Raw genomic sequence first — 25,616 nt, forward strand, 5'->3', positions numbered from 1 at the left:
CTTTGATGAATCACTGAATCTTTGCAGTTCCGAATACAACCCGAAGAAATCCGTCGTTGAACTAATTTAAGAAGCAGTGCTTTTGATTAGCGAACGGACCTTATCCGTATTTCTGGAAAATTTCATTTGTTTTTCGATCAGGCCATCCCTGACAGCAGCAGGGCAGAACCCACAGTCTGCCCTGTTATCATTGTGTAACACTACGTACTTATGTGGAAATCTATTGCCCGCGGCATTTTAAAGCTGCGGCTATTCTGGCTCACCGTACTGATTATTGTAACCATCGTGATGGGTAACTTCGGGACCCGTCTGCAACTGTCCTATCAACCTGCCCGCGTTTTACCGCTGTCCGATAGCACGCAGCAACATTACGAAGACTTCAAACAGCGGTTTGGTATTGATGGATCGGTTATGATTGTGGGCTGGCAGGACAAGCGCTGGTTCGACCTGCCCGTTTATCAGTCGTGGTACGACATGACGGAACAAGTCCGCAAACTACCCGGTGTAAAAGACGCACTGTCCATAAGCCGCCTGTACACCATCGCCCGGCAGGATACGACATGGGGTATTAAACAAGTCGTGACCCAACGTCCGCAGACGCAGCAGCAGGTCGATAGTTTGCAAAAAAAGATACTGGACCTTCCCTTTTACGATGGTCTGCTCGTCAATCCCGAGACGAAATCAACATTGATGGCGATTTCGCTGGATGAGAAGACGTTAAACACGAAAGATCGCCTTGGCATCGTCGCAGCCATCCGCCAGCAGGGTGACACCTTTGCCAAAAAGACGGGCATCACCGTTCATTACTCTGGTCTTCCCTCCATCCGGACGGAGGTATCTAAACGGGTAGCAGGTGAGTTAAAGCTGTTTACGGCGCTAGCCGTAGCCGTAACGGGCCTGCTGGTATGGTTGCTGTTCCGTTCCTGGAAAGTGGTGGTTCTTTCGCTCACGGTCGTACTGATGGGTGTGTGTTTTGCGGTGGGTGCGTTGGTCCTCTTCGGTTATGAGATGACCGTATTAACGGGTCTGCTCCCCCCCCTGCTGATTGTGATCGGCATTCCGAACTGCGTCTTCTTGATCAATAAATACAACGCCGAACTGGCCGAGCACGGGCAAAAACAACGGGCGCTGGAAAATACCATTGAAGAAATTGGGCTGGCCTCGTTCCTGGCCAATGTAACCACGGCTATCGGCTTCGGCGTTTTCTACTTTACCAATAGCCGGCTGCTGGTCGAGTTTGGGTTGGTAGCGGCTGTTTGCGTACTCGCAGTGTACGTGATCTGCCTGCTGATGGTGCCGATTATCCTTAGTTACCTTCCGGTTCCTAAAACGCAGCAGGGCGATTCAACGGAAGTCAGTATCTGGCGTGGTACGCTGACCCACATCGATAACTGGGTTCACCACAAACGACCCCTTGTTTACGGTCTGATTGCCGTTATTACCGTAATTAGTGCCTTGGGGCTGCCGCTCATCCGGATCGAAGGGTTCGTGGTCGATGACTTACCGAAAAACGATCCGGTGTATAATGACATGCGTTTCTTCGAAGCGCAGTTTAAAGGAGCCCTGCCTTTTGAAGTGACCATTGATACGGGCAAGCCCAACGGGATTTTGGCTGGAACGGGTTCGGCACTGTACAAAATCCGGGCGATGGAACGCATTATTGCGCAGTATCCTGAGTTTTCAAAACCCCGTTCACTAGTCGATGCCATTCGTTTTGCGTACCAGTCCTACCGGGGTGGCGCACCAAAGTATTACGTGCTTCCGCCCGCTCTTGCCCTGCACGACATGGTGGCCGAAGCGCCAATAGGCGTGAAGTCGTCCCCATCGTCGTCGCTGACCCGCTCTTATATAGACAGTTCCCGACAGGTTGCGCGGGTTAGCTACCAAATGGCCGACATTGGCTCCATTCGGATGCAGGAAGTTTTGGGCAAACTACAGCCGCGCATTGATTCATTGTTCCGTGATACGGGCTACAAGGTAAGCCTGACCGGCCACAGTCTGGTGTTTCTTAAGAGCAACGATTACCTGCTTGGTAATCTATACGAAAGTCTGGGCATTGCGATTCTGCTGATTGCCTTGGTTGGTATGGTGCTGTTCCGGTCGGTCCCCATTATCTTGATGTCAAAACTTCCATGTCTGATTCCGTTGCTGGTAACGGCGGGTATTATGGGGTATACCGACATTGCGTTTAAACCATCGACTATCCTTATTTTCAGTATAGCGTTTGGCCTTTCTTCCGACGGAACGGTTTACTTTCTGACGAGCTATCGGCAGCAGCTGCAACGCGGTCTGGCACCGTCGGCGGCTATTTCGGCGGCTATTCACGAAACGGGGGTTAGTCTGATTTATACCGCCCTGATTCTGGCGGGTGGTTTTTCGGTGTTCGCAGCCTCCGGTTTTGGTGGTACAGCAGCCTTGGGCGTTCTGGTGGCCACAACGGTACTTATGGCGTGTCTGACAAACCTTATTCTGCTGCCTGCCCTGCTGCTCAGCCTGAAACGCTATCGGGTTTAATGGTGTTTGAGTTACGGATCAATAGGCATGAGTGTTAAGTAAATTACAACAGTCAGACAATTGATTTTGCAATAGAAAGCAACAAGTACGCTGTAAGTTGGTCACCCCGCTAGCTAACAAGCAATTGTTTTGTTTGTGGTTACAAGCATTCTAACCAAAGAGCTGCCAATGATACCACTCTCAAGCTTTGGAGAACGTATATGTATTCTGGGACCATCCAACAGTGGAAAATCAACCCTTGCCAATGCAATCGGTCGAAAACGAAACGTAGAGGTGATTCATCTCGACCAACTTTATCACTTACAAAATACGGATTGGCAAGTGCGGCCCACCAATGAATTTATAGCGTTGCACGATGCAGCAATCGCTCGTGATCATTGGGTTATGGACGGTAATTACTCCAGTTGTATGGAGCAGCGTCTCAAACGGGCTACAGGCTTGATCCTTTTGGATGTTTCTACCTCGACTAGTCTACTCAGGTATTTCTATCGGACACTATTTGAGCGCAAAAGGTATGGAGGATTAGAAGGGGTACCGGAGCGAATTAAATGGGACATGATTCATCACATTATTTTATCGACTCCCAAAAATAGAAATCGGTACAAGACTATGTTTTATGACATCGATTTGCCAAAAGTACGATTATCGTCAGCCCATCAAATTGATCAATGTTATCGAAACTGGGGCTTGTAAGTAATTAAGAAGAACGTTGACTGGGGTGTTGACACTCACCATCCGTTAGCCAATATCCAACGTCGCAAATTCGTTGTCACGAGTATGGCCCAAAAGAAAATTTTGATCGTTGAGGATGATCGGCGTATTGCCCAAAATATTAGCCGGGGCCTTCAGGACGAAGGCTACGCGACCGAGGTGGTATACGAAGGCATCAATGGTCGGCAGGCCGCTCTGCAACCAAGCGTCGATCTGCTGATTCTTGACCTGAATCTTCCCGGATTAAGCGGCTTTGAGGTATGTCGATCGGTTCGGGCGGAGCGGCCTCTCCTGCCCATCATTATTCTGTCGGCGCTCGGCGAAATCGAAGATAAAGTAGAAGCCTTGGCGCTTGGTGCGGACGATTACCTGGTAAAACCGTTCGATTTTCGGGAGTTGATCGCCCGTGTCGCTACCTGTTTCCGGCGGCTGGCGTTGAGCAATAGCGTTGAAACCGAAGAAATCTGGCAGGTTGCCAATCTGACGGTCAACGTAACCAGGAAAGAGGTTAAACGGGGCAACACGCTCATTGACCTGACCGCCCGCGAGTTTGCCCTGCTCGAATACATGATTCGCAACCGGGGTCGGGTATTGCCCAAAGCCGATATTGCCGAAACGGTCTGGAGCCTTAATTTCGATCCGGGTACAAACGTGGTGGAAGTATACATCAACTACCTGCGCCGAAAAATCGACCGTGATTTCGAACCGAAGCTCATCCACACCCGCCCCGGTATGGGATACGTTCTGAAAGAAGACTAGCTTATGACCATCCGCAACCGAATCGCCCTCCAGTTTTCGTTGATCGTTGCGTCCATTCTGGTGGCGTTTTCGGTGATTATTTACGTCGTGTCGGCGAACTACCGGCGAGAAGAGTTTTACGAGCGGTTGAAGAACAAAGGCCGAACAACAGTTCGGTTTCTGGTTGAAGTAAAAGAAGTCGATCAGGAGTTGCTCAAAATCATTGACCGGAATACCCTGACCGCTCTGATTGACGAGAAAGTGCTTATTTTTGACGAGCACAACGCGCTGATCTACAGCAGTGTAGATGACAAGATCATTCACTACGACGTTCACTTGCTGAGTGAAGTCCGGCAACAAAAAGAAGTCGAAACGTACAGTGGCGACAACGAACTGGTAGGCTTACTGTATCAGCAGAATGGCCGCGACCTGGTCGTATTGTCCTCGGCGTATGACCAGTTTGGCCGGAGTAAGATGGCGAATCTACAGCTTACATTGGGCTGGGGATTGCTGGGTGGATTAAGCATCACCATCGGGTTAGGCATTTTCTTCGCGGGTCAGTCGCTACGGCCTATCAGTCGGATCAATGAGCAGGTATCGGCCATTACGGCACGTAACCTCCGGCAACGGCTGGACGAAGGCAATCGACGGGATGAGATTGGTCAATTGGCAATCAACTTTAACGATGTGCTGCAACGATTGGAAAAAGCCTTCGAGCAACAGCGTAGTTTCGTGTCGCACGCATCGCACGAGCTACGGACTCCGCTGGCCGCTCTGAAATCCGAGATTCAACTAGGGTTACGTCGCCCATTGACGGTACCCGAACACGAAGAAGTGCTCGTAAACTTACTTTCGGATGCAGACCGGCTTATTGGGCTTACAAACAGCCTGTTGTTCCTGGCGCGTACGCTCGAATCGATCCAGAGCGTTCCCTTTCAGACCGTTCGCATCGACGACATTGTTTTTCTGGCGAAAGACGAATTGCTAAGCGCCAAACCCGCGTACCATATCGAAATCGACTACGAGAATATCCCGCACGAGGAAACCGAAACGGTCGTCAATGGGAATGAGAGTCTGCTGAAACAGGTTATGCTCAACTTGTTTGACAATGCCTGCAAATACTCCGCTGATCACACCGCCCTGGTACGAATCAGCACCGACGAACGCTACTGCCGGGTGGCGGTTCGCGACCGGGGGATTGGTATTTCGGAAGCGGATCGCCAGCACATTTTTGAATCGTTCTACCGGGCGTCCAACGCCATTGCTTACGATGGATTCGGCATCGGCTTATCCATCTGCGACCGGATCATCGAACTCCACCAGGGCAACTTGTCGGTTGATAGTCAACTGAATACGGGAAGTACATTTACCGTTTCGTTACCTCACGTATAGGCTTCTAATTTTTTTCTAATTAATTTCTAACGCTACCCTAAGCCCGCTCTAAGTAGCCTTTAATAGCGCATAGTGATCTTTACTGCCGTATTTATTTGGGTAAAATGCGGTTACTGCTTTCGATCTTCTCTTTTTTTTTAATTGCTTATTCTGCTCAGGGACAGCCAACCTCGACGCCAGGCTCCCCAGCCCAGGATTCGCTTTCGCTGACCCTCCGGCAGGCCGACAGCCTGTTCCTTAAAAACAACGTACAACTGCTGGCCGAACGGTTCCGGATCGATGCCAGTCAGGCGCAGGTTATTCAGGCTAGTCTCTACGACAACCCGACCGTTACGGTTGAGCTGAGTACGTATAACAACCAAACCAAACGTGTACTGGACGTTGGTAGGCAGGGTCAGAAAACCGTAGCCATTGAGCAACTGCTGTACACGGCGGGCAAGCGTAACAAACGTGTTGCGCTGGCTTCCGAAGCAGCCCGGCTGACAGGTCTGGAAATGCTCGATCTGTTGCGGGGATTGCAGTTCGATCTGCGCACGCGGTTCTATTCTATTTACTTCCAACGGCAGACGTTGGCGCGGTTTAATCAGCAACTTACTACGCTGCAAACAACCGTAACGGCGTACGAAAAGCAGTATGATCGCACGAACGTATCCCTGCGGGAGCTGCTTCGACTGAAAGCGTTACTTTTTCAGCTCAACAACGACCGGACAGGCATTATTTTTCAGCTAGCCGACGACGAACGGGCGCTACGGACACTCTTATCGGTCGAAGTTCCGGTTAATCCGGTGGTTGCCGAAAAAAACTTAACGCATTACCGCCTGCCCACCCAGCCCGACGATACGCTCCGGCAAATGGCCCTGCGCAACCGGCCCGATCTGCTGGCCGCCGAATCACTGACGCGTCAGGCGGAACTCAATTACAACCTGCAACGAGCGTTGGCCGTACCCGATGTGCGCATCGGCGGAGCCTACGATCAGGCGGGCAGCTACATCAACAATTACGTCGGGCTGTCGCTCTCGACTGATATTCCCTTATTTAATCGCAATCAGGGGGCGATTCGGGCGGCCCGGAGCCAGATCAGCTTCCAGAGTGGGCTTCAGCGCCAACGGGCGATTCAGGTCAGTAACGAAGTGGCTACATCGCTGCAAAAAGTACGCGAAGTCGAACGGCGGGTGCAGGGACTCGAGCAACAATTCACCGAGCAGTTTGAGCAACTGAACCGGGGCGTCATCACCAACTTTCAGAAAGGCAACATCAGCCTGATTGAATTTGTCGATCTGATCGAAGCCTACAACGATAGCGTTCAGCAGCTTAACCGACTGAAAGCCGACCGCGTGGGCGCTTACGAAGAACTGAATTACCTCATTGGCGAAGACTTATTCAAGGAATAACATGATTATCAACAAACTCCACATACCCCTTTTTGCGCTCAGCCTGCTGTTGTCGTCCTGCCAGCCCAAGCCCGCTCGTGAAGAACAGAAAGCATTCCGCCTGTCGGACACGATGATGAGCCGGATTAAGCTCGATAGCGTCGTCACTCAACCCGTACGGAACGAATTAACCTTGGTTGGCCGGGTGGTGGCCGACGAAAACCGGGTGATCAAAGTGTACCCGCTGGTGGGTGGCAACGTCGAAGAAGTCAAAGTAGAACTCGGTGATTACGTCCGCAAAGGGCAAACGCTGGCATCTATCCGGTCGAGTGAAGTCGCGGATCTGGAACGTCAGTCGATCCAGGCGCGGGCGGATTTGCTGCTGGCCGAGAAAAACTTGCGCGTTGCGCAGGATCTGTTTGAATCAAAGCTGACGTCCCAGCGTGAAGTTGTTGCCGCGCAGAAAGAAGTCGAGCAGGTCCAGGCCGAAGTAAACCGCACCAGGGAAGTGTCGCGCATCTACGGCATTGGCAAATCGTCCATTTACACGGTCAAAGCCCCCATCGATGGTTACGTCATTGAAAAGAACGTCAACCGCGATATGCAGCTCCGCTCCGACAACGCCGATAACCTGTTCACCATCGGGCAGATCAGCGAAGTATGGGTGTTGGCCAACGTGAATGAAAGCGATATTGGCCGGGTAAAACAAGGCATGGAAGCATCGGTGCAAACGCTGAGCTACCCCGACGAGAAATTCCAGGGCCACGTCGATAAAATATACACCGTGCTTGACCCAAATACCAAGGCCATGACGGTTCGGATTCGGCTGGACAACAAAGCCATGAAGCTCAAACCCGAAATGCACGCAACCGTTACGCTACGCTACACAGCGGGCGGACAGCTGGCCACCGTACCAGCCAATTCGATTATTTTCGACCGTTCTAAACGGTACGTGCTGGTCTACAAAAACCGCACGGACATTGAAACCCGCGAGGTCGATGTCCTGAAGTCGCTGGGCAACGTAGCTTACATCAGCCAGGGTGTCAAACCGGGTGAGACTATCATTTCCAAGGATCAGCTGCTGGTCTACAATGCGCTGAACGATTAAGCCTTGAGTGGGCGGCTATGGATTCCGATCCATGCGCTCTGCACCCATGAACAACCATGAACAAACTCATCAGTAACATAGTCGGTTTTTCGCTCAAAAATCGGTTTTTTATCTTTTTCATGACAGCGGCCCTGGTGATCGCTGGCATAGTCAGCTACCTGCGGACACCGCTCGAAGCCTTTCCCGACGTAACGAACACGCAGATTATTGTCGTGACCGAATGGAATGGCCGGTCTGCCGAGGAAGTTGAACGGTTCGTGACCGTGCCGATTGAGGTGGCTATGAACTCCGTTCAGCGCAAATCCAACGTCCGCTCAACGACCATGTTTGGTCTGTCGGTGCTGAAAGTGATCTTCGACGATGATGTCGATGATTTTTTTGCCCGTCAGCAAGTCAATAACCTGTTGCGCAATGTATCACTGCCCGATGGTGTCGAACCCGAAGTGCAACCGCCCTACGGACCGACCGGTGAGATTTTCCGCTACACGCTGGAAAGTAAAGACCGCGACAGCCGCGAGCTATTAACGCTCCAGAACTGGGTGATCGACCGGCAGCTTCGGAGTGTACCGGGCGTCGCCGATGTGGTAGCATTCGGTGGCCGCGACAAGATGTACGAACTCCGGGTTAATCCGACGCAATTGACCAAATACGATATCACTCCGCTTGAAGTGTACCAGGCCGTTACGCGCAGCAACATCAACGTTGGGGGCGACGTGATTGAGCGTAACGGCCAGGCTTATGTCGTGCGCGGGGTTGGTTTGCTCACGTCGATTCAGGATATTGAAAACATCATTATCGAAGAGACGGGCGGCAATCCCGTGCTGGTCAGAGACGTAGCAGAGGTAGCCGAATCCAACCTACCGCGCGTCGGTCAGGTCGGGCTGGATGCGAACGACGATGTGGTCGAGGGTATCGTGGTCATGCGGAAAGGCGAGAATCCCAGCGACGTGCTCGGTCGGGTAAAAACCAAGATCGAGGAGCTAAACACCCGTATTCTGCCGTCGGACGTGAACATGGTCACCTTCTACGACCGCGACAACCTTATCGAATTTTGTACGCGTACGGTGTTGCACAACCTCACCGAAGGTATTGTGCTGGTGACAGTGATCGTGTTTCTGTTCATGGCCGACTGGCGCACCACGCTGATCGTGTCCATCATTATCCCGCTGGCCTTGCTGTTTGCGTTTATCTGTCTGCGCTTACGGGGTATGTCGGCGAACCTGCTGTCGATGGGGGCGATTGATTTTGGAATCATCATCGACGGTGCCGTCGTCATGGTGGAGGGGGTGTTTGTGTCGCTGGATCATCTGTCTCATCGGGTCGGTATGACGCGCTACAACAAGATGGCGAAGCTAGGGCTGATTCGGAAAACAGGGGGTGAACTGGGCAAGGCCGTTTTCTTCTCCAAGCTGATCATCATTACGGCGCTACTGCCTATTTTCTCGTTCCAGAAAGTGGAAGGCAAGATGTTTTCGCCCCTCGCCTGGACCCTCGGCTTTGCCTTGCTGGGCGCCTTACTGTTCACGCTGACGCTGGTGCCGGTATTGTGCTCGATCCTGCTCAAGAAAAACGTTCGGGAGAAAAATAACCCGATTGTCAACTTCTTCGAGCGTATCGTGATGGGCGCGTTTGGCTGGTGCTTTCGCCACCGCCGGTTGAGTTTGATCGGGTCGATCGGCTTCATGGTCGCTACTTTTTTCTCGTCCTCCCTGCTGGGAACAGAGTTTCTACCACAACTGAACGAAGGTGCTTTATGGGTTACGGCTGAGTTGCCCATGAGTATGTCGCTGCCCGAAAGTGTAGCCATGTCGAAAACCATTCGGCAGGACCTGAAAAGCTTTCCCGAAGTAAAGCAGGTTCTTTCCCAGGTTGGCCGCTCCAACGATGGTACGGACCCCAACGGGTTTTACTTCTGCCAGTTTCAGGTGGATTTACGCCCCAAAGATGAGTGGACGCGGAAGATCTCGACCGAGCAGCTCACCGACGAAATGGACGCCAAGCTGCGCAATTACGCCGGGGTTCTTTACAACTACTCGCAGCCCATTATCGACAATGTCGCCGAAGCGGTGGCGGGTTACAAAGCCAGTAACGGGATCAAAATTTTCGGATCGGATGTGTATGAGCTGGAGAAGTACGCCAATCTGGCAATGGACGCGGTAAAAGACGTGGACGGCATCAAAGATCTGGGTATTATCCGCAACGTGGGCCAGCCCGAAATGAGCATCCTGTTTCACGACCACAAAATGGCCTTATACGGCGTATCAACGGCTGACGCGCAGGCGGTTATCGAAATGGCGATTGGGGGGAAAACGGCGTCGATCCTATACGAAGGCGAACGCAAGTTCGACATCCGGGTGCGGTTCCTGCCCGAATATCGCCAGAGCGACGACGACATTATGCGGCTGATGGTACCGACGATGAGTGGCGGCAAAATTCCGCTCAAAGAAATTGCTACGATCAAGCAGGTTACCGGCCCGGCGTTTATCTACCGCGATCTCAACCAGCGGTTCATCGGGGTTAAGTTTTCGGTGCGGGGCCGCGATTTAGGGAGTACCATTGCCGAAGCGCAGCAGCGCGTCCGTGAAAAACTTCAGCTCGATAAAGGCTATTCGGTTGAATGGGTGGGCGAATTCGAAAATCAGGTTCGGGCGACCGATCAATTGGGCAAAGTGGTACCGATCAGTATTGCGGCCATTTTCGTGATTCTGTTCATCACGTTCGGCAACGCCAAAGATGCGGGACTGGTCTTGCTAAACGTGCCGTTCGCCCTGATTGGTGGGATTCTGGCGCTCCACGTAACGAGCATGAACTTCGGAATTTCGGCGGGGGTTGGCTTTATTGCCCTCTTCGGAATATGCGTGCAGAACGGTGTGATTCTGATCACCGTCTTCAACAAAAACCGACAGGAACGTATGCCGCTTGACCAGGCGATTCGGGAAGGGGTTCAATCGCGTATCCGCCCCGTAGTGATGACGGCGCTGATGGCCGCTATCGGTCTGTTTCCGGCGGCTATTTCGACCGGTATCGGTTCGGAGACGCAAAAACCGCTCGCTATCGTCGTTATTGGTGGACTCGTCACCGCTACCGTGTTGACGTTGCTGGTGTTCCCGATCATCTACCGGATGTTTTACCGCAAGAAACTAACCGTAGCCTCCGACAAAGGCAATACCATGCAGCCGGTCGAAATGATGTAATACTCGTTCTCTCCTATTTCAGGAAAGGATACTGAATAGCTTGATTGTGCTTCTGAACGTGGAGGTTTGCTGTTGAAAGCTCTGGTTTGCACCCCTCTCCCGCTTTGGGAGAGGGGCCAGAGTATTAAATACGTTTACCAACCTGGGTTCTGCTTTAGGGTCGGGTTCAGCGCTATTTCATTGATGGGCAGCGGCCACAGATAATCCCGGTTCGGGTCGAACTTCCGGAAGCTGGCATCCTGAACGAGAATGTAATTATCCGAGGTGAGGTTGACGGCAGTTGTCGTACCGTATTCGGTTCTAAAGAAGTAATTTCCTAGAACCGGCTTAGGCAGTTCGATCTCAGCCGTTTTCCAGCGGATCAGATCCCAGTAGCGGAAACCTTCCTGCGCTAGTTCTACCCGACGTTCCCGCCGGATCTCGTCCCGCACCGTAAGACCGTTGGCCGTGGCAAACGCGTTCGTCAACTTAGCGACTCCGCCCCGCGCCCGCAGCCGATTGATGGTCAGCTCCAGATCAGCATCGCTGATCGTACCGTTTAGTTCGTACGTTGCTTCGGCGTAGGTAAGCAGCACTTCGGCGTAGCGGAGCAGTACCCGGTCAATCAGCGATTGCGTCGTAACCCAGTCGTCAAGATTCGAATATTTCCGAAACGTGAATCCCGTCCGGTTGAAAACTAGCGGAGCAATGTCAAAAACAAGTTTCGTTCCGATCCAGGCATCACCCATTTTGAAAAACGTATCGCTCATGCGCGTATCCCGATTGACAAACACGTCGGTCGATTTCGTCGGAGCCTTGTACAGGGGTGATTTTGCCGTGGGCAAACCGTCTTTCATCAGATAAGAATCGGTCAGGCTCTTCGTTGGGTTCATATTGCCAGTTTCGAGCGAACTCCGAAAGAAGTTTTGCGTAGCCACCCGGTCGGTAGACGATACCCCATACTGCTTCACAATGATGTTCTCCCGGTTTTGCCGTCCTTCGCCCGCTAGTTGAAACAGATCAAAGTAGCTACCGCTGAACAGATCGTGCTGCTTGCTGTCGATAACCGTTTTGGCAGCGTCAACGGCGAGTTTGAGGTGCTTTGTCGGCTCCCCATAGTTGTGATACTTTGAGCGCGTTCCTTCAAACAAGGCAACACGAGCCTTAAACGCCAGAGCCGCTGTGTTGCTGATTCGTCCGTAATCGGCGGTTCCGAGCGCGGTTGCCGTTGGTAGCTTCTGAGCGGCATAGTCCAGATCCTGGTAAATCTGGTCGTAGATCTGGGCACGCGGGGTAGCAGGAGCCTGTAATTCAGCGGATGTATCGTCAAGCGTTTTCAGAATCAGAGGCACGTCACCGTATCGCTGAACCAATGCGTAATAGCCCCACGCCCGAAAGAACCGCGCTTCGGCAATGTAACGATCAATGATCGTAGCCGACGTAGCCGCCGACGCCCGTGGCGCTTTTTCAATGACGTTATTAGCCGCCCGGATCAGCAGGTAATTGGTGTTGTAATCCGTCGCGGTTGCCGGTGCCAGTCTCGATCCGTCGCTGATGTTGTTGGTAGCCAGCCCAAACGCATCATCCGACCATACGTCTTCGGTGCCATACGTGACATTGAAGGTGTTATTGTATCCGGGGGGCGTAAACGTGCCGAACCCAGGCAAATACATGTACAAATAGTTGGCTGCTGTTTTCAGATCAGACTCGGTGCGCCAGTATGTTTCGTCGCTGACGGACGTTTCGGGCAGGCGTTCCACTTCGCAGGATGGCAAAACGGCCATCATAGCCAAGGCCAGAAAAGCAGGTTTTATAATCGATTTCATAAATAAGCTCAAGTTTGATTGGCGTCCAGCCGTTCGTTAGAAGGATACATTTAAGCCCACAGAAGCGGTGGCGAAGTACGGGTAATCATTATCCACACCGTCGCGCGCTTCGGGATCGAAGTAACCCTGGAATTTGCCCAGCCCCGAAATGGTGAATAAATCCTGACCAGAGAAAAAGAAACGTGCCCGCGCGATACCGATACGCTGCGTCAGGGTTGACGGTAAGGTATAGCCAACCTGGAAGTTCTTCAACCGCATGTAGCTGGCATTGAGCACCCATTTGTCGGAAGACAGGTAATTGTGCGTAGCGCCAACGTAAGGCCGGGGGAACAGAGCCCCTTGATTTTCGGGCGTCCAGTAATCGCCATGAATAGCCAGAGCCTGTTTCCACGTTACTAGCAAAGGGGCAATTGATTCGGTGTTGGGTCGGTAATTCCGTTTGCCCACGCCCTGCAAAAAGATCGTCATGTCGAAGCCTTTCCATTGCGCACCGAACGTAAAGCCGAAAAGATAGCGGGGTTGCGTGGTTCCCAGCAGCAGCAGATCGCCCCGGTTCGCCACCGTACCCTGCCCGACTGTCAGCCGCTTATCGCCGTCCTGATCGATGTATTTTACGTCACCAGCTCCGGTACGGCTGTCCTGAAACGCCCAGGCTTTTACTTCGTCGGCGGTCTGAAAGTAGCCCGCTGTTTGATAGCCCCAAATGGTGTTGATCGGGAAGCCTTCGATGAGGTTGTTGGTGCCCGACGTAACCACCGTCCGACCCGAATAGCTGATCAATTTGTTCTGGTTGTCGGACAGGTTGGCCGCAATCGAGTAGGTAAAGTCTTTGCCGATCCGGTCGCGGTAGCGAATTTCGGCTTCCCAACCCCACGATTTCAGTTCACCATTATTTTTCCGTGGTGTACCAACCCCAATCGTACCGGGCAATTGCTGGGGTGTCAGCATATTCCGGTTGAACTTCACGTAGTAGTCGCCGTTGAATTGCAATCGGTTCTGGAAGAAAGCCATGTCGATACCAACGTCCGATGTTTCGATGGTTTCCCAGGAAAGGGTGCCCGACGGAATTGAGTTTTGGTAGATATACGATGTCCGCGAGTCGCCCAGGACCAGATTGGCGGCTTTGCTCAACTGACTCAGGTAATCGTAATAACCGAGGTTTGAGCCAAGCGCTCCACCCAGACGGCCCCACGATCCGCGCAGTTTGAATTCCGAAAAGAACGGCAGCGCCCGCGAAAACCAGCCCTCCCGGTGCATGTTCCAACCCGCCGAAGCCGACGGAAATACTTTGGTCCGTAAGCCCGGTGCCAGCTTCGAGCTTTCGTCCTGCCGAATGGTCGCTTCGAATAAGTACTTGTCAGCGTAGTTGTAATTGAACCGTCCAAAAACCGACTGGTACGCATACGTTTGAATCACTTCGCCGTTCACTTTCGTCCGGTCGTCGCCCAGGTTCAGCGTTGGCAGATCGTTGCTAACCAGTGTAAGCGCTCTGGATGAATCAGCCTGAAACCGATAGTCTTCCCATTGGTACCCGGCAAAAAAACCAAAGTTGTGCTTATCCCCTACTTTGACATCGTAGTTAGCCAGGAATTGCAGGTTGGTATTTTTGGTCACTTCGTTCGTGAGCTGGTACGAATTGGGCTGATTGAGGTAGCTAAGAACGCGCGACTTACCCCAGAGTGGTACTGTCCGGTTGAAGATGGCCCGGTTGCCCAAGCGGTACTGAACCCCGGCAACGGCCCGCAGCGTCAGACCCTTGACGAAATTGGCCGCCTGTAGCGTAAACACGTTATCGAAAAAATTGCGGTCGTAATTGTTGTAGCCGCCCGATTCGAGCGTTGCATACGCGGTAGCTGCCGAACCAGCCCCGTTGTAACGACCTTCCGGCGTAAAGAAAGGCGTTCGGGTTCGCAATCGGTTAATCTGATAGATCAAGCCACTACCACTCACATCGGCGGACGAACTTCTGGTCTTGTCAAGTGTATAGGAAAGGCGCGCATCAAGCGAGAGGTGTTTTGTCAACTGAGCCCCCAGGTTAACCCGCAGGTTGTACCGTTTATAATTATCAGGACCAACCTTAAACAGACCTTGCTTTTCGTAATAACCACCCGAAATCAGAAAATTCAGCTTGTCAGTACCACCCCGTGCGGTTAGGTTATGCGTCGCCATCATCGTATTTTTCTTCAAAATCTGATCCGACAACGACTGCTGATTGTAGTACAGGTACGTACCCGTATCCGCCGGGTTTATGACGTAGGGAATACCATCGCGGATGCGCTGCAAATCATCGTCGGTATACTCCGGGTTGCTACCGGAATTTTTCCGGGCAAGGTTTGAAAAATTGGCTTCGTCCAACAGACTCATCCGGCCCGGTGTATTGATGGACCAGTCCGTACCGTATTGCGCCAGGTAATCGAACGTGACCTTACCCGCTTTTCCTTTTTTAGTTGTCACCAGAATAACGCCACCAGCCGCCTGAGCGCCGTAAATAGCGGCTGCTGCGGCATCTTTCAGAACGCTAATACTTTCAACATCGTTTGGGTTGAGCGTTTGCAACGTCGTGATTGGCGCACTGACGCCGTCGAGGATTACGAGCGGGTTTACGTTACCATTGGCCGACGTAACCCCCCGAATCTGGATCGCCATACTCTCGCGTCCGGGTTGTCCGCTCGCGCGGGTAATGTTCAAACCGGGCGTTACCCCCTGCAACGCATTCGCCAGGTTGCTGACCGGACGGTTTTCGATGGCTTTCGACTCGACCGTAGAAACGGCTCCCGTGAGGTTTACTTTTTTCTGCGTGCCGTACCCGACAACCACTACTTCTTCCAGTGATTTATCGTCGCTCTGTAGTTGCACGTCAATTACAGAGCGGTTGTTGACCGTCACTTCCTGCCGCAGGTAACCCACAAAGCTGACAATAAGCACCGACTTTTCGTTGGGCACCACAAGTTTGAACTGCCCATTTCCGTCGGTCGTCGTGCCGCGCGTTGTACCCTTCAGGACAATACTGACGCCGGGTAATGCTTCCCCTTTTTCGTCCGTGATTCTACCCGAGACGGGTACTTCGGCGGCTCGGGCTGATACAGCAACCCCCGAAGCGATATGCAGCAGGATCAGACAGCCTAGCACGATCCTACATGTTAAGTAGAATTTTAACTTTTTCATAAGGGAATAAGAGTTAGAAGGTAATTACTGGAAAAGGTCTATTATCCACTGGTGGGCTCAACGTCACCGATTCTCGCCTAGCTAAAGCGACGAAAACAGGTCTGGATCGCCAGCACCACTTATCGATAAAATACAAATTAAGCACTCTTTAATGATGTCCTAAAGAATGAAAACGAAGCTGAATGGGTAAGTTTACTCATGCCTTTCTAGCCCAGCAACCATAATTCTATTTTAAATATTATATATCTTATTAAATAAATTATAACTAGCTTTTTGCAAACGTTCCCGCAAGCGTTTGCATTGGCTAAAAATTATCAGATTTTTTAACTGTATATTGATATTTTCACCAGATACTGACTGTTTATAAAGACCATTACGAGCTTATTACAAACCAACTATCTCTTGATCTAACTTAGAATTTTTATATTTTTTGACGCTTCTTTTGAGAACTGGATCGTGGGAAGCGTTTGTCTTGCTGGTGAGTAGGCCTGCCTTGTTTCGCTTCTTTGAATTGTAAGCATGTTGAACGAAAGAGAGAACAGAAATTAGCGTTTAAGTAGAGACCTCTCCCGCTTAAAAACAACGCTGCATACAAATCCCGGCTATCAAGTCGTTCTATAAAAGACTAAATTTACGGCGATCCTATTTTTGGCTGATGCCTTGCTGATGCCCTGGTCAGGAAGTTCAGCGCCTGCTATTGCGGCAGGCACTAAATCGAACCATTTCGCTAACCGATCGATCATCCGAACAACACCGGATCAAGTAAAAATATGATTCAGCTTATGAAACGCGTTTCGCTCATTTTACTGGCTACCGTTAGCTTAACGGCCTGTAATGGGATACTTTTTAAAAAGAAGAACTGCAAAACTTGCGAAACACTTACTTATAATCCACAAGGCACCCCGCCAAGCCGGATCGAGAACCGAGTGTGTGGCGACGAAGTAGACGCGTTCATTATATCGAACAACATTACAACCAGTAGTCTGACCGTTGTAACGACTTGTAAGTAACCTACCCAGCACAAAAAAAACGCCCGATCAGTTTACATCGGGCGTTTTCCGTTACATTCCAACCTTATTACTTATTGTTTACAAAGGCACACCCAAGCTTAATTTACTGTATCGTCCTGCGTAGGTTGTTGCTACTGTCGACGTTGATTTGTTAAGTCTCCCTACCAGGAAGCTTGTTTGACAGAGCGAGTTACTTTCCTACTGAGCTATTTTTTTATAGTAGTACAAGTTAACAGACGTTGCCGAGGCTCGCTGGCTGAGGGTAAAATAACCCTCTCCGTCTTTATCAAAACAGATGGCTTCGCCTTTTGGCTCAGGCAGCAGCGGAGCCCCCCGGCTGTTACTTTTTTGCATGACATCGGCAACCGCCTGACCAACTGCCCGTTTCCAGTAAAATACCTGCCCATAGGTACGCACTACGATTTCGCGGCCATCGGGCGATATAGAAGCCCCTGAAACAACAGGAGAAATGGGTAGCTCGCCATAGGCCTCAGCTAGAGTGATCTCGTTGATATTTTGCGGATAGGCCAGCCGATACAGGTGTACATTTGGCTGGCGATTGGCAATGATGTAAATGTCATTTGTCAGGGGATCTACAAACATCGCTCGGGCATCCTGTGGCCCATCGGGATAGCGAAAATTGATCCGCTCAATCTGGGTGATTTCTGTTTTAAGGGTCGATGGTTCGGGCAGTCTGTAGACTTGCGAAATACCGTATTGTCGATCCTGATCCCCGATATCGCCAATGTACAAATACGTCGTACCTGGATTTGGACCCGGTCCGATTGCCAGATCTTCCCAATCGCGGTTTGAAAATTTGGGTACCTTCAGCTGGCCTTCAATCTGACCATCATGTCCCAGCATCGTCAGCGAAGCAGCAGTATCCTTTGCCTGAATAGCCCATAAATTGCCGGGCTGACTTCGGCTATCGGCCAGTCCAGATACGGTATCAATCTGTCCGATGGGTACGGAAGCTACGGTTGGCTCAGTACTAAATTGAGTCCTGTCCGTTTCAGGAATTTCAAGTTTGCAAGCGACTACTACAAAAAAAAGACACCCAATTAAACAAAGACGCATAGACTTACTTATCTGATTCTGTCATTTACTTAACGACATAGCGTACCAAATGATGAAATGATTCCCTACAATCTTATTCAAGATCGACACACTGGTCGTTACGCTACGGTTAATGTTATTTATCGGTTCAACGCCAACTCGCACATAAACCACTAAAAAGCAGCAACTTCTCACCTCCACCGATACACCGGCCAAAGACTTCGGTCCTTAAATCAATTCCATGCAGGCACACCAGTGCTTTTAGACATTTCGAGTCAAATAAAGTATCGCCAATCACTTAATTCCACGCAGGTACGATTAGAAGTGTTGTCAGGACCGGGAGTCGCGTTGGCGCTGACGAATTTCAATTCCACGCAGGTACGATTAGAAGATCCTGCTCGGCTTCCCGGCTGACGGGGTGAACCTTATTTCAATTCCACGCAGGTACGATTAGAAGCTGCTTGCAAGCCTGGGAGGCAAACGGGGTGAAGTATTTCAATTCCACGCAGGTACGATTAGAAGTACGATTATATTCCAGGCAGATGCCAAGCCTTTTCAAATTTCAATTCCACGCAGGTACGATTAGAAGCCACCAGTAGTAGTACCGCCCCCGGTTGTGGTTGTCATTTCAATTCCACGCAGGTACGATTAGAAGGATCTTACCCGGCACGTCAGCGGTCAGACTATTCGCATTTCAATTCCACGCAGGTACGATTAGAAGATTCCAAAACCAGACTGGCTTTCGCAGGACGATCTTATTTCAATTCCACGCAGGTACGATTAGAAGCCGTTGGTTTAGGACGGATCGCTGCCACGTTAACGGATTTCAATTCCACGCAGGTACGATTAGAAGGCTTATTACTACTCGAAGATGAACCGCACCGAGGGTGATTTCAATTCCACGCAGGTACGATTAGAAGAGCCAAATCAATTGACGAATAATCAAACGGCTTAATTTATTTCAATTCCACGCAGGTACGATTAGAAGTTTCCCGTAACAGCAGCAGCTGGAGTAACCCAGCCGGATTTCAATTCCACGCAGGTACGATTAGAAGGATACGCACGGCCTTACGATCCTGCTGACGTAGCCAGATTTCAATTCCACGCAGGTACGATTAGAAGACTTCATCAAGTCGCTGGTCACCGATAATCCTCACATTTCAATTCCACGCAGGTACGATTAGAAGGATATACGCTGGTCGCTGGGTATAGCGAGAACCGTCATTTCAATTCCACGCAGGTACGATTAGAAGTAGGGCAGCATCCGCGACCAGATGTAGGGCATGGTCATTTCAATTCCACGCAGGTACGATTAGAAGTAAAGCTCCGGCTCGCCTTGTTCATCCGAAAAGAATTTCAATTCCACGCAGGTACGATTAGAAGCCGTAAATCCGTATTCTGATGCCACGAACCATTCGCATTTCAATTCCACGCAGGTACGATTAGAAGATTGATGGTAATCAGTTCCGGCTTTTCCTCTGGCTATTTCAATTCCACGCAGGTACGATTAGAAGCGTTTACTGGTGTTTTAAAAACGCACGGCGTTGAAATTTCAATTCCACGCAGGTACGATTAGAAGCCAACCGCAAGGGCTTAACCAGTGCAACAAAATCCCATTTCAATTCCACGCAGGTACGATTAGAAGAGCTGGTTTGTTAGGGCGGCACGAGGCTCACCTACAATTTCAATTCCACGCAGGTACGATTAGAAGCTGAATGCCGTCCATGTTGCGATCAGTCCGGTTTAATTTCAATTCCACGCAGGTACGATTAGAAGGCACTTTGTTTTTGGCCCTTTCGTGTGCTTTTCCATATTTCAATTCCACGCAGGTACGATTAGAAGTAAGCGTAATCTGCATTCTATTTCTTACAAAGAAGATTTCAATTCCACGCAGGTACGATTAGAAGACAGTCAGTTTGCTGGTCAAGTACAAAGTCGACCATATTTCAATTCCACGCAGGTACGATTAGAAGAATGGCACTTCTGTAATTGATGTTGCCGTAATAAAATTTCAATTCCACGCAGGTACGATTAGAAGAGAATGTAAACCCCTTTGTTGAAGCAGGACAAGCGGATTTCAATTCCACGCAGGTACGATTAGAAGTGCGTATCGACCCACCCGAGCTGATCTGAAGTGCAAATTTCAATTCCACGCAGGTACGATTAGAAGACCCGAAGATCACAACCAATGCAAGAACTAACCCCCATTTCAATTCCACGCAGGTACGATTAGAAGTTTGCGGTCTGAGCCGCCGTAGTACTGTAGTGGGCTATATTTCAATTCCACGCAGGTACGATTAGAAGATCGGTGCATAGCTGGGGCATGGCCATCGACCTGAATGATTTCAATTCCACGCAGGTACGATTAGAAGCTACGCACTGCGGCAGGGGCGCTCCCTTGCCAATAAATTTCAATTCCACGCAGGTACGATTAGAAGGACAAACTAGGTTTTTCGGCGTATTGGGATGAGAAATTTCAATTCCACGCAGGTACGATTAGAAGTTCACGGTGGAGGATGGTATGCTAACCTTGATCGCATTTCAATTCCACGCAGGTACGATTAGAAGTGGGCGACCAGGCCGTGATCGTAGCCGCGTCCTGAATTTCAATTCCACGCAGGTACGATTAGAAGCGTACCAGTGAATCGGTAGTTTCTCGATCTTCCCGGATTTCAATTCCACGCAGGTACGATTAGAAGGAAAAGCCTTTGAGGTGATGGTGACCGGAGAAAAACATTTCAATTCCACGCAGGTACGATTAGAAGTCGCGGGCCGGATGCTGTATATCGATTACCCGCAGAATTTCAATTCCACGCAGGTACGATTAGAAGTGCGCGGGCGTTGTTCATTTAAATCCATTTAATGCATTTCAATTCCACGCAGGTACGATTAGAAGACCGTAGCGTTTGGATACTTCAAGAGGTGCGAGAGATATTTCAATTCCACGCAGGTACGATTAGAAGTTGGTATCTGGTTCATCGTCTGTTTCTGTTCCATGATTTCAATTCCACGCAGGTACGATTAGAAGTACGGGCCTTTAGTAATTAAGTACAGCTCACCGATAATTTCAATTCCACGCAGGTACGATTAGAAGATCAATACCTTCCCGAATCAACTTTTCTCGCTTATATTTCAATTCCACGCAGGTACGATTAGAAGAGCGCGAGGTGGTAGCCAACACATCGGTGCAACTGCATTTCAATTCCACGCAGGTACGATTAGAAGGGGAATACTCGTAACGTGCAGATCGTGGCAGTTATATTTCAATTCCACGCAGGTACGATTAGAAGCTTTTCCTTTTGTGTACTTTTCCAAAGGTTTTCCATATTTCAATTCCACGCAGGTACGATTAGAAGACTTGCCTCAAAGATTGGGCAAACCGAATTGAACGCATTTCAATTCCACGCAGGTACGATTAGAAGATTAATACCCAGCGAAAGCCAACAAAGGACATCATATTTCAATTCCACGCAGGTACGATTAGAAGAGTGGGAAGAACAGCTAGCACTTGAAGAGAAAAATGATTTCAATTCCACGCAGGTACGATTAGAAGCCGTGAAATTACGACTAAACTAGTGGGTTTATTGCTTGCTGAATAGGTTTTGTGAAAGGCTATTCACATAAAAAGTCGTCAACCGGCAATGCTAGGAAAAGATACGCCGTTCGACGACTTTCTTATAATCAGTCTGTTATACCCTGAAAAGCCTGTTTTGAGGTATCTATAACGTGTAAGTCAGAGAACGAATCGAGCCGATTGACGACTTATGTGTCTTAAACGGCCACTCAGAACAAACAAAAACGAGCCATACAGAAATAGAGTAATTGCTCGGAACGACCTGGATCAATCCCGACTTAGGCAGGCAAATAGACACTGAACGTCGCTCCTTGTCCGGGTTGGCTACTGGCCGTGATGACTCCGCCGTGATTAGAAACTACCTTCTCGCAGATTGCTAAACCGATGCCCGTCCCGGCAAATTCACTTTTGCCGTGTAGCCGCTGAAACACCTGAAATATTCGATCCAGGTATTTTTCCTCGAAACCGATTCCATTATCGGCAATCTTGATGCAATGATAAGTACTGGCCAGACGAGCCGATTTTACCGTATTGGGCAATTCAGCACGAACCACTTCATCGGCAGTAACGCTAATCGTCGGATGTTCGTTTGATCGATGAAATTTGAGCGCATTACTCAGGAGGTTCAAAAAAAGCTGTCCTAATTGTGAAGCGTCACCCTGAACAACGGGTAGCGGATGGATGTCCACGATGGCGTTCGTTTCCAGAACCACCATGTCTAGGTCAGCCAGCACGGTATCGATTACATCGGCTAAGGACACGGCTTTTCGATCGATCTGACCCGTGGAGATACGAGAAAAAGACAGCAAATCCCGGATAAGCGTCGACATGCGATTAGCTGCTGACTGCATCCGCGTGATGTAAACAGTCCCCTCCTCTAGCTGGTCGCTATACTGGCTTTGCAGTAGATCGCCAAATTGCTGAATCTTGCGTAGCGGTTCCTGCAAATCGTGCGAGGCAATAAAGGCAAATTGCTTTAAATTGTCGTTGGACCGTTGTAAATCCTGATTGGCCGACTCAAGCTGCTGCGTTCGCTGCTGTACCCGGTCGTCTAGTTCGGTGGATAGTTGCTGATAGCGCGCATTGCTTTCTTCCAGCTTTTTCCGGGACAACACCTGCTCAGTTACATCGATAATTACGCCCATTACACCAGACACATCGCCATTCGGCTCCCGCAGCGGATAGTAGATAAAATCGACGAAAAGCGCCCGAATTTGTCCTTGCTGAACCAGCTTTATCGGTGCGCCCCGTTGCACGTATGGTACTCCCGTCGTAGCGACCTGCCTCAACAGGTTCTCAACACCCTGCCCCGCAATATCAGGCAGCGCTTCCAGAAGAGGTTTTCCCAAGAGTGCCGCCAAAGGACGATCAACCAATCGCGAAAAAGCTTCATTAACTAAGCGGAACACAAAATCAGGCTCCCGTCCGACAATGGATAGTACGATCGGAGCTTGCTCGAACAGGTTATGTAGCTGCTGCTGACTGGCTTCAAGCTGCTGCCTGGCCGTTACGACAAGGGTAACATCCTGAACAATTCCATTGAAGCGAACGACTTTGCCGTCCGATTGCCGTATCGTTTTTCCTTTGGCTTGAAGCCAGCGGAATCCGCCGTCTTTTCGGCGCGCTCGGAAAATAATATCGTGATCCCCTTCATTAAGTCCGCTTACCGATTTAAAGTTTTCCTCAGCGACGCGCTCCTTATCATCGGGGTGAACCTGATCCAGAAGAATAGCAGCGTTTACGTCAGCATCAATCGATAACCCAAACAGCTGCTTACAGATCGGTGACCACTCGGTCTGCCCTGTTACCAGATTATAATCCCAAAACCCAACCTGCGCGGCTTCTAAGGCAAGGTGTAAGCGTTCATTTTCAACGATTATATTAGTCAACGGTGTATTTGTCCCCATCCAAGACCGCTCAGTTAACACGCACATCCATGAACTAGCCCAGGTCCAGTCCGCCAATCCCGTACGTTAGTGTGTCAGGCTTTATTTTTCAAGAGCAAGTTACACAGCGAAGCGCTAGTTGCAAGCATTCGGCAAACCCAATACACCAGGCCATCGGTTCTATCCGTAAAAAATAATTGGCAGGCGATTTACCAGGAAACGATGTGCTAGCTGCTTAGCAACTGATCGAGTTGCTTAAGATTGAATTGATGCGCATTCTGCACCTCAGACAGATGCTGTTGAAGATAGTCCAGGGTGAGTTGGTGTCGATGGATTAAGTTGGATCGGTAAGGCTCCCTTAAAAAAGTATCCTGGGTCTGTTGTAAACGTATCGCTGTATTTCGTATGGCTTGATTAAGGTTATCAATGTAATGTTCATTCCGTTTTGTCCGTTGCTGCATCACCCCAACGAGCCATTGTTTATGAACCGACTGCCAGTCAACGGGTTTGTTTAAAATATGCTGCCATTCGCTTTCCGGCTGCGCTGACTTATCGTCTACAGCTTCACCCGTATGAGATACCAAATCAAGTTGGGCAACCAAGTTCATCAATTCGGATTGCGTTGCCGGATCAGCGGAGTCAATAAACTTATTGGCTATGCCAAATACGTACTGATCAAGTGCTTTGTGGAAGGATTGGTTAGCGTTTCTCACAAGTTCGTTTTTGTTATAAGCTTACAATAGACAATAAAAAGTACGAATAGATAGTGTGAGCGATTTTCTTAAATAACCAGACAGATTAAGGGCGTTAAGAAGCAGGTTGTGCTGCTAGATACAGTACCGTTTGAGCCCGTTCATTCAAAGCTTCCAGGATTAACGTGTGAGCAACTATTTTTTTTATATTTTTCTTCGATGCATAGAGCGGGTCAAACTGATCTACATCCAGTAGTAAGTTTTCCAACTCTGTTTCCATCGCAGCGAGCAGGTCAGTCAACTGATTGATCGGGCACTGCCCCACGCAGGTAGTTACTCCTTTTATCAGGCGAACCTGCTTATCTACCGACTCGGTTAGTTGGTTATAATTCGTACGAAGAATGGAAACAGCCGTAATCCATCTCACTAACACCTGATCCGCAGTTAGCTCATTTATTGAAGAGCCTTTTTTTGGCCGTTGAGCCCTCATTCTCCGTTTTGTTTAACGTAAAAAGCCTATATGAGGCTACAAGTTCAACAAAAATAGAAATTCTACGCTTATTTCAGCTATATATATAATTTATTTTATTACAGCGGTATACAGAACCTAAACAAGCGTCATTTAGCATAAACACCTACTCAACAGAGTACTAAAGCGCGTAAAGCAAATAGCCAGGCAACCAGCATTAGTATTGTACGAATATAATTAAGCCTGACCCATAAGGTTACCAAATGGGATACCCGTTCCGTAAAAAGGGTATCCATACGCTGAAATTTGATAATCGTTGGAATGAAAAAAGTAAACGTACTTATTCGTTCACAAAATGTTAGCAACGCTGCGGCAAGCCACCAGTTATAGCCCGGCGACCCTAGCCAGATAACAATAAAACTGGCCAGTGTCAGCAGGGTAAGCGGTAGGGTTGTTACAAAGGCCCAGAATTTCCGTCCAGAGTCCAATTCACGCATGGCTTCCCGATCGATGTAACAACCGGATAAGGCCGACTTTCTGAACCATTGGGGTATAACGACTTTAACTTCATAGAGTCCTGCCCCAAAGGCAGTTCCCAGGTTCAGGACAAATAGCAACAACAGGATTTGTGGTAAATAGCTCATGGCGACGCCCATTAACGGTTTGGATTAAGAGCGAAACCTAAGCGTTTGAAAGCCCTAATCCAGACAAATGGGAGTCAACAGAGCCACTACGGCGATAAACAGGGCGAAATGAACGATGAACAAACAGACAGCGCGTTCAACCATCTGAAAAGCCAAAAAGCGTAGGGGTAATTTTTATCGTTACCCGTTCGTGTGTGGTGTAAGCAAAAAGTTTGTTTTTTAGACCGTTCATTCAGAGCGGATCATTCGGTCAGAGCGGCTAAACCACGATCAGCACACCCACCCGCA

At 49.7% G+C, this 25,616-nt stretch carries 15 protein-coding genes and 1 CRISPR repeat array; of the genes, 8 read left to right on the top strand and 7 right to left on the bottom strand.

The window, feature by feature from the left end:
- Nucleotides 1-210: 210 nt before the first annotated feature.
- The 7 genes from M0L20_RS00940 (at nucleotide 211) to M0L20_RS00970 (ending at nucleotide 11,027) form a co-directional block, all read left to right on the top strand.
- On the top strand, nucleotides 211-2,514 hold the full coding sequence (locus M0L20_RS00940; protein WP_248475233.1) for an efflux RND transporter permease subunit: 2,304 nt from the start codon (nucleotides 211-213) through the stop codon (nucleotides 2,512-2,514).
- Nucleotides 2,515-2,682: 168 nt separating this feature from the next.
- Nucleotides 2,683-3,207 carry a P-loop NTPase family protein gene (locus M0L20_RS00945; protein WP_248475234.1) on the top strand — a complete coding sequence of 175 codons (525 nt, stop codon included), beginning with the start codon at nucleotides 2,683-2,685 and terminating at the stop codon, nucleotides 3,205-3,207.
- 84 nt (nucleotides 3,208-3,291) lie between these two features.
- Nucleotides 3,292-3,984, top strand: coding sequence for a response regulator (locus M0L20_RS00950; RefSeq protein WP_248475235.1), 693 nt, complete (start codon nucleotides 3,292-3,294; stop codon nucleotides 3,982-3,984).
- A 3-nt stretch (nucleotides 3,985-3,987) separates the two neighbouring features.
- Nucleotides 3,988-5,355, top strand: a complete 1,368-nt coding sequence (locus M0L20_RS00955) for a sensor histidine kinase (RefSeq protein ID WP_248475236.1) — start codon at nucleotides 3,988-3,990, stop codon at nucleotides 5,353-5,355.
- Between the two features lie 104 nt (nucleotides 5,356-5,459).
- Nucleotides 5,460-6,746 carry a TolC family protein gene (locus M0L20_RS00960; protein WP_248475237.1) on the top strand — a complete coding sequence of 429 codons (1,287 nt, stop codon included), beginning with the start codon at nucleotides 5,460-5,462 and terminating at the stop codon, nucleotides 6,744-6,746.
- Between the two features lies 1 nt (nucleotide 6,747).
- Nucleotides 6,748-7,833 carry an efflux RND transporter periplasmic adaptor subunit gene (locus tag M0L20_RS00965; protein ID WP_248475238.1) on the top strand — a complete coding sequence of 362 codons (1,086 nt, stop codon included), beginning with the start codon at nucleotides 6,748-6,750 and terminating at the stop codon, nucleotides 7,831-7,833.
- A gap of 56 nt (nucleotides 7,834-7,889) precedes the next feature.
- Nucleotides 7,890-11,027, top strand: a complete 3,138-nt coding sequence (locus M0L20_RS00970; RefSeq protein ID WP_248475239.1) for an efflux RND transporter permease subunit — start codon at nucleotides 7,890-7,892, stop codon at nucleotides 11,025-11,027.
- A 134-nt stretch (nucleotides 11,028-11,161) separates the two neighbouring features.
- On the opposite strand, the gene M0L20_RS00975 is transcribed toward M0L20_RS00970, so the two are convergent.
- Together M0L20_RS00975 and M0L20_RS00980 are read right to left on the bottom strand one after the other, a co-directional pair.
- The gene (locus M0L20_RS00975) at nucleotides 11,162-12,832 is read right to left on the bottom strand and encodes a RagB/SusD family nutrient uptake outer membrane protein (RefSeq protein ID WP_248475240.1); all 1,671 of its coding nucleotides are present in this window, start codon (nucleotides 12,830-12,832) and stop codon (nucleotides 11,162-11,164) included.
- A gap of 36 nt (nucleotides 12,833-12,868) precedes the next feature.
- Nucleotides 12,869-15,997: a SusC/RagA family TonB-linked outer membrane protein gene (locus M0L20_RS00980; RefSeq protein WP_232558960.1), complete on the bottom strand. Its 3,129-nt coding sequence runs from the start codon at nucleotides 15,995-15,997 to the stop codon at nucleotides 12,869-12,871.
- 782 nt (nucleotides 15,998-16,779) lie between these two features.
- Here M0L20_RS00980 and M0L20_RS00985 point away from each other — a divergent pair.
- Nucleotides 16,780-17,007, top strand: coding sequence for a hypothetical protein (locus M0L20_RS00985; RefSeq protein ID WP_248475241.1), 228 nt, complete (start codon nucleotides 16,780-16,782; stop codon nucleotides 17,005-17,007).
- A gap of 198 nt (nucleotides 17,008-17,205) precedes the next feature.
- Here the strand turns inward: M0L20_RS00985 and M0L20_RS00990 are convergent, their stop codons facing one another.
- From M0L20_RS00990 to M0L20_RS01010, 5 genes are all read right to left on the bottom strand, one after another.
- Nucleotides 17,206-18,084: a PE-PGRS family protein gene (locus tag M0L20_RS00990; protein ID WP_248475242.1), complete on the bottom strand. Its 879-nt coding sequence runs from the start codon at nucleotides 18,082-18,084 to the stop codon at nucleotides 17,206-17,208.
- Nucleotides 18,085-18,358: 274 nt separating this feature from the next.
- Nucleotides 18,359-21,616: direct repeats of the CRISPR family, unit length 30 nt; unit sequence ATTTCAATTCCACGCAGGTACGATTAGAAG.
- Between the two features lie 299 nt (nucleotides 21,617-21,915).
- The gene (locus tag M0L20_RS00995) at nucleotides 21,916-23,544 is read right to left on the bottom strand and encodes a PAS domain-containing sensor histidine kinase (protein WP_248475243.1); all 1,629 of its coding nucleotides are present in this window, start codon (nucleotides 23,542-23,544) and stop codon (nucleotides 21,916-21,918) included.
- 206 nt (nucleotides 23,545-23,750) lie between these two features.
- Nucleotides 23,751-24,236 carry a hypothetical protein gene (locus tag M0L20_RS01000; protein WP_248475244.1) on the bottom strand — a complete coding sequence of 162 codons (486 nt, stop codon included), beginning with the start codon at nucleotides 24,234-24,236 and terminating at the stop codon, nucleotides 23,751-23,753.
- Between the two features lie 94 nt (nucleotides 24,237-24,330).
- Nucleotides 24,331-24,705, bottom strand: coding sequence for a hypothetical protein (locus tag M0L20_RS01005; RefSeq protein ID WP_232558965.1), 375 nt, complete (start codon nucleotides 24,703-24,705; stop codon nucleotides 24,331-24,333).
- Between the two features lie 149 nt (nucleotides 24,706-24,854).
- Nucleotides 24,855-25,328, bottom strand: coding sequence for an anthrone oxygenase family protein (locus M0L20_RS01010; protein ID WP_248475245.1), 474 nt, complete (start codon nucleotides 25,326-25,328; stop codon nucleotides 24,855-24,857).
- Nucleotides 25,329-25,616 lie beyond the last annotated feature (288 nt).

The sequence above is a fragment of the Spirosoma liriopis genome (genome assembly GCF_023196085.1).
GTDB classification, from domain to species: Bacteria; Bacteroidota; Bacteroidia; order Cytophagales; family Spirosomataceae; genus Spirosoma; species Spirosoma oryzicola.